Origin of the sequence: Bacteroides sp. HPS0048 (assembly GCF_964240755.1) — a bacterium.
GTDB classification, from domain to species: domain Bacteria; phylum Bacteroidota; class Bacteroidia; order Bacteroidales; family Bacteroidaceae; genus Bacteroides; species Bacteroides nordii.
In genome coordinates this window covers 104552-117355 of sequence record NZ_CAXSVC010000009.1, presented here as the reverse complement: position 1 = coordinate 117355, position 12804 = coordinate 104552, and the positions used below count along the sequence as shown (strand labels likewise).

At 43.2% G+C, this 12804-nt stretch carries 7 protein-coding genes and 1 riboswitch; of the genes, 1 reads left to right on the top strand and 6 read right to left on the bottom strand.

Going from position 1 to position 12804, the window contains the following annotated elements:
• Window positions 1-128: 128 nt before the first annotated feature.
• Window positions 129-342: riboswitch (cobalamin riboswitch) on the bottom strand.
• Between the two features lie 842 nt (window positions 343-1184).
• From ACESQI_RS09620 to ACESQI_RS09595, 6 genes are all read right to left on the bottom strand, one after another.
• Entirely contained in the window at window positions 1185-2456 is a 1272-nt protein-coding gene (locus tag ACESQI_RS09620; RefSeq protein ID WP_025867024.1) for a TolC family protein, read from the bottom strand.
• A gap of 89 nt (window positions 2457-2545) precedes the next feature.
• Entirely contained in the window at window positions 2546-5578 is a 3033-nt protein-coding gene (locus tag ACESQI_RS09615; RefSeq protein ID WP_373125930.1) for an efflux RND transporter permease subunit, read from the bottom strand.
• Between the two features lie 132 nt (window positions 5579-5710).
• On the bottom strand, window positions 5711-6769 hold the full coding sequence (locus ACESQI_RS09610) for an efflux RND transporter periplasmic adaptor subunit (protein ID WP_195660608.1): 1059 nt from the start codon (window positions 6767-6769) through the stop codon (window positions 5711-5713).
• Window positions 6770-6897: 128 nt separating this feature from the next.
• On the bottom strand, window positions 6898-9204 hold the full coding sequence (locus ACESQI_RS09605) for a family 65 glycosyl hydrolase domain-containing protein (RefSeq protein ID WP_278508585.1): 2307 nt from the start codon (window positions 9202-9204) through the stop codon (window positions 6898-6900).
• A gap of 145 nt (window positions 9205-9349) precedes the next feature.
• Window positions 9350-10663: an SLC45 family MFS transporter gene (locus tag ACESQI_RS09600; protein WP_373125927.1), complete on the bottom strand. Its 1314-nt coding sequence runs from the start codon at window positions 10661-10663 to the stop codon at window positions 9350-9352.
• Window positions 10664-10849: 186 nt separating this feature from the next.
• Complete coding sequence (locus ACESQI_RS09595) at window positions 10850-11860, bottom strand: LacI family DNA-binding transcriptional regulator (RefSeq protein ID WP_007486243.1); 1011 nt, start codon at window positions 11858-11860, stop codon at window positions 10850-10852.
• A 382-nt stretch (window positions 11861-12242) separates the two neighbouring features.
• Here ACESQI_RS09595 and ACESQI_RS09590 point away from each other — a divergent pair, with 382 nt between their 5' ends.
• Window positions 12243-12569 (top strand): cupin domain-containing protein, encoded by a 327-nt coding sequence (locus ACESQI_RS09590; RefSeq protein ID WP_007486244.1) that lies wholly within the window; start codon window positions 12243-12245, stop codon window positions 12567-12569.
• Window positions 12570-12804 lie beyond the last annotated feature (235 nt).

The window sequence follows — 12804 nt, the reverse complement described above, 5'->3', positions numbered from 1 at the left end:
AATTATTATTCATTGTTATTATCAAATAGCTGTAAAAAGGTCCAAATATGTATGATGATAGAGAAGTTGTAGCCACTCTTTGTCAAAGAGCTACAACGTTTCCGTCCTCACAGCTTGTCCTCGAAAGCTATTGAGTAAATATGCATGGCAGGTCTTCTGACTCGTTTCCGTAAGTAAACGCCTTCCCAATCGACTTGAAGTCTTTCAGTGGCATGAAGTATGTGTTTACTACGTTTGAATGAAACATACAGCAACGGGACTGTTCAGGATTCTCACCTGATTCCCTTTTAATCATCTTCTCCGAATGCATGGAGAAGATGAACCGATGCGGGGGCAAAGTTAGAAATTAATTGGGTAATAATGAAAGAGAAAAGAGGAAATATTTGTTTGTTCTGAGGGCAGGACTTGAGATATATTTAAAACCGTACAGGAATGAATCTATTTACGATTAGACGATTGACGATGTACGATTGGGCTTACTCTGTCTCTAATAGGGCTGAAACAGGCTTTTAAAAAAGCAACTTCAATCGTACATCGTCAATCGTCTAATCGTAAATAGATTCATATTCGTACAGTAACGAAGATGATGGCCCTGTCTTTTCGATGGCGGAAGTGCCCATAGACGGCATTGTTATCCTTGCCCGGTATTGTACTTTGTCTTTCTTGGAAAGGAACGTTCCTTTCTCCGGTGAGCAGTATTGTTTTACATGTACATGTAAAGCAGCATGAGATGCACATGTCGTGCTGTCCCACATGCACATGTCGTACCGCTTTACATGTACATCTAAAACAACGTTACACACCGAGGCTTTATACGTTACTCTACGAGAGAGGGCTTTGTCAATACCGGAGAAAGAGACTGATGACAATGACAAACACCATTAAGTTCAAAACAGATCGGAAATGAATCAGTTCACCACAGAGGACACGGAGGGCGCAGAGATATTATTTTCTCTGATGAAACGCGGATGAACGCAGATTAAAAAACTGTAGTTCTTTATTTTATCGTTATTTCCCTTTGCGAGAATTTGCGTTCATCTGCGTTTCAATAAAGATTTAAACTCTGTGCCCTCTGCGACCTCTGTGGTGAAATACCGTACAGAAATGAATCGAACTTGCACAGAATTTTTTTATCTGCGTTACAATTAGCCATCACCCGGCGTACTTCCCGTGCGGGAAGCACCTTAATAGCTTATCACCTTCTGGTATTCGGCTACTGCCATTTTAGCGGCAAGGTGTGCATTAATAAGATTTGAGTGTGCCTGCGTCCATGAAAGCTGGGCCGAAAGAACATCTACCATACTCGCTTTCCCTTCATTATAAGAGAAGGTGGCCAGACTGAGATTTTCTTCTGCCAAATCCATTGTTTCTTGTGCAGTAGTCACTTGATGTTCCGTTTCCGTTAGTTTGGTAAGAGCGGCTGAGAGTTCTTCGCTGATATTATCTGTCACATAACTTTGCTGTAATTTCTGAATTCCAATGTATGCTTTCTGCTGGCGGTTGGTTTTGAAGCGTGCGCCCCAGCGGAAAACAGGAATGTTCACGTTTAATCCCAAGATCGGAGTGAAAGCAACGTCATAGCCCATGTTGGGAGATGCAGTAGCCCATCCTCCGGATAGGAACATGTTCACTTGCGGGTTGTACTGGCTAAGGGCGGCCTTTCGTTGTGCTTCGCTTTTTTCTATGTTGATTTCCGTACTGGCGTAATCGGAACGGCGTTGCAGTACATCGTCCAGGCTAAGGAGTGTAACCGCTTCGCAAGGTATTCCAATTTCATACAGACTGTCTACAGGAGTATTGGGACTTTCTCCCATCAGTATATTTAGTTTTTGTAAAGCCAACGTATAGTTTTGGCGTGCTTTGATGTATTGCAGTTCCGCTTCTTTTTTGCGGGTAGAAATCATCAGCAGATCTGTACGGCTTATCATTCCGTCGTCGAAACGGTCTTGAATAATGTTGAATTGTTGCTGCACAATGTCCTCATATTGTTTGGCGGACAGGAGCATGGCATGGGCGGCAGAAGCATTCCAGTATACTGCATCACTTTGATAATGAATCTGATCGAGGGTGAGCTCCGTACTGAGCCGGTCTAACTTCTCATCTGCCTGGGCTACCTTGTTCCGGGCTTGCAGGGAACCACCGGTATAGAGAGGCTGAGCCACAACAAACGCCCCCTGATAGGTATGGTTACGATATTGTCCGGCAGGGCCGTTCCAGGCATCCATTTCTTTGAGATTCAATGTACCTTCTCCGGTGATATCTATCTGTGGCAGAAATCCGGTGAAGGCGATTTTGCGTCCTTCGGTACTTGCCATACTTTTCAGCTTCTGTTGTTTTAGTACCTGACTGTAGTTCTCCACCCGGTCACGATAGGCTTCACGGGTGAGTTGTGCCGGTTGTGCCAGGAGGTTTAATCCGGAACACAACCATGCGAATAGTATTATCTGAGTTTTCATTGTCATTATTTTAATCGTTTTAATGATGATGATGCACTATGTGCGTCCGGCAACTTTGCGGATACAAAGTTAATCCTATTTCACCAATCTTATCCTTTTATTTTCAGTATCGTGCAATAAGCTACCGGTAGTACAAACAGTGTCAGTGCCGATGCTACCAGTAATCCCCCCATAATGGTTGCTGCCATACCGCCAAACATAGCGTCAAACAACAGCGGGAGCATACCTAATATTGTGGTTCCCGAAGCCATTGCCACCGGAACAATACGGCTTACTGTAGCACTGACTACAGCGTCAAGAGGGGTTTTACCCGATTTTGCTTCAATGTCTATCTGATCTACTAACACAATTGCATTTTTGATATTCATACCAATCAACCCTAACAGACCGAGAACAGCAAAGAAGTCGAACGATTTGCCCAATACGAGTAAGCCTAATACGATACCGATAAAGATGAGCGGCAACATCAGCAGAATAACAATTGGTTTACGATAGGTTTTGAACAGCAGCAGTAATACGGTAAACATCAGGAAGAATGTCAACGGCATGTTTGCTGCCAGTGCTTCGTTGGATTCTACCTGACTCTCTTGTTCGCCGAAATACTTCATCGTATACCCCTCCGGCACTTGTATTTCCTTTTGCACCTGAGACCATACTTGGTTGAAAGCGGCAATGGCGTTCATTCCGCGACGTGGATCGCACTGTGCCATCATCACCATCTGGCGATTGTAATCTTTTACATTCGAGAAGCGATATTGGAAATCAAACTCCGATACTACCTGTTCGAGGCTGGTGGTTTCTGTACCTGTACCAAACACGGGCAACGTGCGTAGATCATTGATTTTGAATGAATCCACCGTATTTCCTTTCAGTAATATGGGAAGTACCTGATCGCCTTTGCGATATTCGCCTAAGGGCATGCCGTTTGTACCGATCTGGATACTTTGTGCCATTCCCTGGCGGGATACACCGAGTGGTTGGGCACGTTCCTGGCTATATATCGGTTTCCATACCGGGATCTTATTTCCCCAGGAGTTACGTATATTGATCAGATCGGGATTACGGTGCATTATTTCTAGTGCTTTATTGGTGAGCATCACCAACGTATCGACGTTATTGCCGATAAAACCAATTTCAATGGCGGCATCCACAGCCGGTGATAGTTTGAAGAGGCTGGTGCGGGTGATGGCATTCGGATAGTTTGCCTTCATGTATGCATCGAAATTCTCTTCCTGCTCTTTGGTGTATTTGCTGTCTTTAAGTTCTACCAGTATATTGCAGAAGTTAGGTTTGGGTCCTACGGAAGTAGATGCTAAGTAGTAACGCAGCGGGGTACTTCCGAAAGTGATGGATACTTTATCCACTTCCGGTTGTGCCAACAGATGTGCTTCAACCGCTTCCATCTCTTTGGCTACTTCATTGATACTGTAACCGTCGGGGTAGAAGACGTCTGCCCGATAATAAGGTTTATCGAGAGAAGGAAAGAAGTTTTGAGGCATCATTCCCATTATCACTAAGGAGGCTACAAAAAGAGCAATAACGGCACTTAGTGTCAATGCTTTTTTTCGTATCAGCACATGCAGGATAGAAGCAAATTTGTGATAGAACGGCTTATCGTACGGATCTTTTGCTCCGTTGGCAGGCTTTGCTTTCAGAATGAAATTACCGAATGTAGTGGTTTGTGTCAGTGCCAATACCCAACTGAGTCCGAGTGATATGGCAAGAACCACAAACAACGGTTTCACGATCTCTGCAACGGCGGAAGGTGCCAGATACAAAGGTAAGAAAGAGCAGATGGCGATGAATGTAGCGCCCAATAGTCCCCATTGTGGTCCGGTAGCTCCGTTAATCAGTGCTTTGCGCCGGTCCACGCCTCGCGCAATAGCTATCTGGGCATTGTCGGTTACCACAATGGCATTGTCTACCAGCATACCCATGGCTATGATAAATCCTGCTAATGAAGTACGGTTTAGTCCTACTCCCAGGAAAGACATGATAAGCATTGTGCCGCCGATAGAAAAGATCAGTGATGAACCGATAAGCAGTCCGGCACGAAGTCCCATTACCAGCATGATGATGACGATAACGATAAGGATAGATTCTACCAGGTTGATAATAAATCCGTTGTTGGCCTCTTTGGCGATCACATTTTCCAGATAGAGTGGCTCCAGTTGCATTCCTACAGGTATGAGTGGCAGGAGTTCGGCAAGCTTGGCATCTACCATTTCGCCTGTTTGTACCACATCACGTTGCGGGTCGGTAGATACACCGATACCGATGGCACGTTTTCCATTGACACGCATAATGGTAGAGGCCGGATCCATATATCCACTTTCGATGACGGCAATATCACCCAGTTTTACTTGTCCGGCTTTAGTGGTGATCACCTGATTGCGTATATCGTCGACGGTGGTATACATCCCGTTTGCCACGACCCGTAGTTGCTGTTCACCGGCACTGATTTCGCCGGTATTGATAATCTGGTTCTGTGATTGTAGTAAGGATGCAAGTTGCTTGGGATCGATGCCCATTCCCACCAGTTTGTTTACGGAAATAAAGATATTGATAACTTCCGTTTGTACACCGAACAGAGCAACTTTCATTACTCCGTCGGCAGTGACTACCTGCGTTTTGATCCGTTCGGCCCAGTCGCGCATCTCTTCATAGCTGAACCCGTCATCGGCGGTCAGCCCGTAGTAAATGCCGAATACGTCTCCAAAGTCATCCGATACGGTAGGTACGGATGATCCGCTGGGGAGTTGAGGCTGTATGTTGAGTACTTTGCGTCGCAACTCGTCCCATTTTTGTGGGATGGAAGAGGCGGACAGGGAGGGTTGTAGTTCAAAGGTGATCTTTGAAAGACCATACATAGATTCGGACTTTATCTTATATACTCCGCTCATACTTTGTATTTCGCGTGAGATAGGTTCTGTGATGAGCCGTTCCACTTCTACAGGTTCAGCTCCCGGATAGCGCGTCATGATGACGGCCGATTTGATGACAAACGGTGCATCTTCTTTCTTTCCCAAATTGCTAAAGGAGAAAATACCTCCAAGTAGTAATACAGCAAGGAAAAAATAGATGACTTTGGTGTTGTCTAATGAATATTTTGCTAAATTCATGAAAGTAGTGTTTAGTAAATTAGTGATTAGTGAGTAGTGATTAACGATTAATGAACAGTGATTAACGATTAGTGGTTTTAGTGATGGATGGTTAGTAACACTATAATGCCGCATGGCACTAATCACTAACCACTACTCGTTAATCACTACTCTAATCTTCTCTCCTTCTACGAGTTGGTTGACTCCTGCGGTGATTATCTTTTCTCCGGCTTTCAATCCTTTGGTGATGAATGCCTGTGCATCTCCGGTAGGGGACATGACGCTTACTTCGCGACGGTTTACTTTGTTGTCGTTTACTACCCATACATACATCTGTTTTCCATTGCCTTCACTAAACAGGGCACTCAAGGGGATTACAGTCATACTTTCTTCCAGGAACGGACCTACATTGGCAGAGAAGCGGATGCTACATGTGAATCCTGGTTTTACGTCGTACAGTGCACGGTCAAATGCCGGATCGTCAATTGTGATTGTTACCGGAATACCTGTTCCGTCAGTTGATATATCCAGATATTCCTCTAATTTAGCATTGAATTTCTGACCTTTATATGTATCGAATTCTACGCGGAATTTCTGATCGCTGGAACGCAACAGATAGAGGTAAGCATCCGGAATGGTGAATTTGATACGTAGCTTTTTGGTATTTACCAATTGTACGATACCCTCACCGGCATTGACGCGCTGGTAGTTTTCTACCAGTCGTGTTTCGATAGATCCATCGAAAGGAGCGGTCAACTTGGTATCGCGCATATTGTTGGAGGATAATTCGAAAGCCGATTTGGCTCGTTGGTAGTTTGACAGGCTGATTTCGTACTCTTGTACAGAGATAGCCTGCCGTGCCAGCAAACGTTTGTTGCGTTCTACCTGGGCAGCAGCTGTTTCATAAGAAGATTTGTCTGCAGCATACTGCAGGGCGATGTCTCTGGGATCAATGGCAGCTATCAGCTGTCCTTTTTTTACTTTCTCTCCTTCGATGACCGGAAGGTTGATAATCTGTCCGCTCACGCGGAAAGCAAGCTTTACATAGTCTACTGCTTCTACAATTCCCGAAAAATCCTTGTTGATTTCCGATCGTGATTCTACTATTGCTGTCTTTACAGGTCGGATTGTAGTGCCGTTGCCTTCTTGTTTCTGTCCGCATGCAGCCAGAAGAAGGGCCGCAGTCAAAGCGATTACATAGTTTTTTTTCATACTCCCTTGGTTGGTTAAAGTCGTTTAAACAGGGGAGCGTGAGTAGTGATTAGTGAGTAAGTGATGAGTGATTAGTACCATGCGGTATGTAACGCAGCTATTAATCACTGATCACTAATCGTTAACCACTACTCACTAATCACTTTCACATCTCCTCTGGTGACATGATAAACAACTTTATGGATAAGGATGTTCAGTTCATCCCCTTCTATCATCGAGATTTTTATTTCGCTTTTTCCAATTCCTATCTGTAAGGTACATTGGCGGAAGTGGATTTTGAAGGTGTATCTGTTCCATTTTTCAGGGATGACAGGATTGAAGCAGAGCATATCGTCTTTTATTTGCATTCCTGCGAATCCGTGGACGATGGCAAGCCAGCTACCTGCCATACTTGTGATATGTAACCCCTGGTCCAGTTCATTGTTATAATCGTCCAGATCTAACCGGGTGGCGTGGAGAAAAAGGTTATATGCTTTCGTTATATCGCCTATCCGGGAGGCGAGGATGGAATGTACATAAGGAGAGAGTGAAGACTCGTGCACCGTTCGTGGTTCATAGAACCGAAAATTACGTCGTACGGTTTCATCATCGAAGTTGGAATAATAAAGGTAAAGTCCCAATAGTACGTCACTTTGTTTGATGTAGCACGAACGCAGAATACGGTCCCACGACCAATGTTGATTAATAGGCATTTCTTCCGCAGGAATATCGTCTATTGTTTTCAGTTCCTTGTCCAGATACCCGTCGTTTTGTACAAATATTCCCAGTTCCCGGTCTTCGGGGAGGTACATGTTATCTATAATTTTTTGCCAGAGAGTCGTTTCCGGATATTGGAAACCGGTAACTCTACGGATGCGTGCATATTCGTCAGGATATTGATGCGCTACTAATTCTATGGTTTTAATAGTGGCTTTTAGTGTCTGTACACAAGAGTAATTGGTATACCAGTTATTGTCTACATTATTTTCATATTCGTTGGGCCCTGTTACTCCCAGTATCACATATTTCTGTTTAGGTTGTGAGAAAGAGACACGCTGGGCCCAGAAGCGCGAGATGGCTATCATTATCTCTAACCCATATCGGGCTATGAAATCAGTATGTCCTGTCATCGTTACATATTGCACTATTTCGTGCACGATGATATTATTGCGGTGTATCTCTTCAAAGGTGATCTCCCATTCGTTATGGCACTCATCTCCATTGAATGTCACCATAGGGTAGAGGGCTGCTCCGTCTTTAAAACCTAATTTCCGGGCATTGTCAATAGCTTTCGACAGTTGATTATAGCGATAGAGCAGCAGATTCTTGGCAGTCTCTTTGGGGCTGGACAGTAAGAAGAACGGTACGCAGCAAAGTTCTGTGTTCCATTGGGTGTTACCTCCGTATTTCTCGCCTGTAAATCCTTTCGGACCGATGTTGAGACGCGGATCGTCTCCACGGTAGCTTTGACTGAGCTGGAAAATATTGAAACGGATGCCTTGCTGTGCTTCCGGATCGCCTTCAATGGTGACATCTGTCTCATCCCAGATATGCTGCCATACATTTTGGTGGTCTTGCAGGAGTTTTTCCCATCCCTGTGCCTTGGCTTCTTTACTCTCTGCCACAGCATGTTCTACGAGTTCCTGCCGGTCATAGTAGAGTGAAGAGAGGATAGTGGTATATTTGATAAGTGTAATTCGTTCACCCGGTTTGACGTCGGCACCGGCACTGAATCCGGTGAGTTTCTCTTTCTCTATTTTGATAGGACTGATGCTTAGCTCTTTACTGTTTTTGAAAACCTGATAAGTCATAGCGCAACACACTTGTGAGTCCTCTCGTTTGGTTTGTGTCCATAGATAAGCATATTCATTGGTGGTTTCGGCACGCAGTATATTCCACATCTTTTCGTTGAAGTTGGAGTTTTCGTGTTTCACATCTCCGTTAATGTAAGGGACAACGGAGATTTTACCTTCGTAATTGACAGAGGTTACGCTGTATTTAATGAGACACAAGTTCTGATGGGCCATGCTGTTGATATGTTCCACATGTATTTTCAGTGTATTCCCTTTGGGGGAAGTGACTTCAAAGTCGCGATAAGATATGCCCTTTTTCATGTCCAGCCGTCGTTCAAAGCTATCCACATCCCATTGGGCCAGATCTACTTCTTCATCAATGAGGCGCAGATGGATACCACTCCAGTTGGGAGCATTCGGTATACGTGAAAAGAAGTGGGGATATCCGTTTTTCCACCAACCAACGCGTGTACGGTCCAGAAAACTGATACCTGCCACATAGGAGCCTTGCAGACTGTCGCTGCTATAAGTTTCTTCAAAATTGCCTCGTTGCCCTAACCGTCCGTTGCCCAAGCTGAATATACTTTCTGATGCCCGAAGGTTATCTGCATGAAAACCTTCTTCTATAATGTTCCACTCGTCTGTCTTGAGGAATTTTTTCATAGCTATCTTCTTTATCATGTGTTTAATTGCGCAGAAAGATAGTGAAAAAAGTTGAAAGTTGAAAGTTGGGAGTTGAAAGTTAGCTGCACTGCCACGCTGTATAGCAACTTTTAACTTTCAACTCTCAACTACAACAGAGATGTTTTCAGCTTTTCGTTGAAAATGTCTCTGTTATGAAATGTACACAAACAGCTCCTATAATTAATAGAACACCTGCCAATATAAGCATGTTGACCTGTTGACCACCTACCAGATGAAGTAATCCGCCGCCAATGATGGCAGCAACAATCTGGGGGATACAGATTGTCCCGTTGAATAATCCTAAGTATGCACCCATGTTCTTGCCCGATATTGAGTTGGTCAGGATGGTAAAAGGCATTGCCAGCATAGCTGCCCATGCGCAACCTATCAATAGATAGGAGATGAATAACAGATACTGGTTATCGAAGAACAAAATAGAGATAAAGCCGATCCCACCTAACACAAGGCTCATTGAGTAAGCCAGTTTCCGCGCTTTGAACATAGGAAGGATAATTGCCCATATAACAGAACCAATGGCTTGTACGGCAAAGAGTACACCTACCCAGTTGCCTGCTTCCTGATATCCTGAAGCCTGTACGTCTGTTGTATTCCATACGGTTTCTGCGATGGCTCCGTTGGTATAAGTCCACATATACATAAATGCTGCCCAGCAGAAAAACTGTACCAGGCCGACTGTCCAGAATACTTTAGGTGCATGTTTCAGCAGATAGAAGAAATTTGTCTTTTCTTTCTTTTCGGCAGCGGTGATGCCATGGAACTCTTCAAACTCTTTGGGCGGCATTTCTTTTACCTTCAAAGTAGTGTAAATCACACAAAGAATGAGAATGGCTGCTCCAATATAGAAAGAATAGATTACAGAATCGGGGACGGTTCCTTTATCGGCAATGTTACTGATACCTATCCAAGTGAAAATAAACGGGAACAGGTAACCTACCAGACTTCCGGCATTGCAGAGGAAACTCTGGATGGAGTAGGCAAGCCCTTTTTGTTTTTCGTTCACCATGTCACCCACAAGCATCTTGAAAGGCTGCATAGCCATGTTGATAGATGTGTCGAGAAACATGAGTGACACAAGTCCGAATATCATAGCTGTACTGACTACCATGCCGAAACTTCCGGCATTGGGCAATAGGCACATAACCAATACAGCAACCAGTGAACCAACAAACAGATAGGGAATACGTCGTCCGAATCGTGTCCATGTTTTGTCACTGGCCGAACCAATGATGGGCTGTACAATAATTCCTGCCAATGGCGGTAATATCCAGAAATAACTCAAACTATGCGGATCGGCACCCAATGTGGCAAAGATACGGCTGATGTTAGCACTTTGCAGTGCATAGGCTATTTGTACGCCGAAAAAGCCAAAGCTGATATTCCACAGCTTCCAAAAACTCAGATCAGGTTTTACTTTCATGGTAATTAATAATGTGCCAATATGCCAATGTAGTAATATACCAATTGGGTGGCACTCGTTTTTTTAATTGGTTAATTATTTAGTTTCATTCTTTTTCCATTCAGTTTTAAATACAGCTCGCCACAGGTTTTCACAGATTTCTCACTGTAATCATCGCCTGGCGTACCTCCCCGTGCGGGAAGCACCTTATTTCGTTGTTCCTCTTACTACCAGGTTGGTTCTTACAATTTTGTTTGCACTTTTGGTATTGGGGTTCTCTTCTATTTTATCGATCAGGATATGTATGGCACTTTTTCCTACTTCCTCACCGTGCTGTTCTACCGTTGTTAGTTTAGGATCGGTACTTTGCGCAATTGCTCCGTCGGTAAATCCACAGATGGATACTTCATCCGGTACTTTCAGTCCCACCAGTTTGCAGGAGTATAGAATGCCCGAAGCAGTTTCGTCATTAATGGCGAAAAATCCATCCGGGCGGTCTTCTCTTTCCAGTATATCGGGGGTAATGGCAATGGCTTGTTCGCGGGTATCACAAAGTTTTATCATGCTCTCGTCCACAGGTATTTTATACTTTTTCATGGCATCCAGATAACCGTTTCTCCGGTTTTTTGAAATTTCGAGGTGGGGTGCAGCACTATAAAAAAAGATGCGTTTGCAGCCTGTTTGTATCATATACTCCACAGCAGAAAATGAACCTGCGTAATCATCCACTACCACCCGTTCGGTATTAATACCCGTACAGATACGGTCATAAAAGACGATTGGAATATTATTGTCGAGTAATTCCTGATAATGATCATATTGAGAAGTATCTTTGGCGAGTGACGCAATAACACCACAAACCCGGGCTGCCTGAAAAGAGTGAACAATCTTAACCTCTTGCTCATATTTCTCGTTGCTTTGTGCTACAAGAATGTTGTATCCGGCCTGAGATGCCGTTTCCTCAATGCCACTCAATACACATGAAAAGAAATGATGTACCAGTTGCGGGATAATCACACCAATAGTATTGGAACGGCTCGTTCGGAGGTTTAGGGCCAGTGCATTTGGTTTATAATTATGTTCGCGTGCGTATGTATGTACAGCGTTTCGGGTTTCCTGGCTGATGTCCGGATTATCCTTCAGTGCCCTTGAGACAGTGGAAGGGGATACCCCCAATTCACGGGCTATGTCTTTGATGGTAATTTGCGGTTTGCTCATAGATTTCTATTAGTTTCAGCCAAAGGTACTTATCTTTGTCTTTATATGCAAAAATAAGAGAATTGGAAGGAAGAATTTTAAAGAATCTTCCGTTTCTGTATCAGAATTAAGTGCAAACGTTTGCATACTCTGCCGGATTGAAGATATAAACTTTATCTGAAATAGGGTATGTGCTTTTGTTGTTTTAGGTGCCCCCGACTTTCTTAATTGTATAAATACGTATTTAACTGTTACTTAAAATGCATATTAACAGTGTGTTAAAATGCATAGTTTGACCTTATAAAATACGTGTTTTAATAATGTAGATTTACTAATGTTTTTTAAGAACAATCCTGTTTTCATAATCGTTTTATATTTGACATTAATAAAAATAAAATTGAATATGGAACAGTCATTTAAAAAAGGAGTTGTGCTCAATCTGGCTTCATTGGTAGAATATTCTGAAGGAGGAGTTATTAGTAAGCAGCTAATAAAAAGTCCGGCTGGAAATGTAACATTGTTTTCTTTTGATAAAGGAGAAGGACTCAGTGAACACCGTGCCCCGTTCGATGCTATTGTCCAGGTGCTGGAAGGTGTGGTAGATATTGTGTTAGATGGAAAAACATTTACCTTAAAAACAGGAGAAAGCATTGTGTTTCCGGCTAATGCTCCACATGCTTTAACTGCTGTAGAAAAGTTTAAAATGTTGCTGACTATGATGAAGGGATAAATACTCCTTGTGCCTTATGTGGGTAAAGAGCACCTGTGTATCATAATAGTATATCTTTGTTTACCTTAAATTGAATACTTATAAATAAACAAAGTACAAAGATATCTTATTAAAAAAGTACCTTTGTGCGTATACCTTAACTATATATCTCTTTCTGTTTTTGTAATGCAAACGATTGCGTAGTTGCACACAGTGTTTTTCATCTTTTTTCATTCGTTTGATTGACAATAAGTCT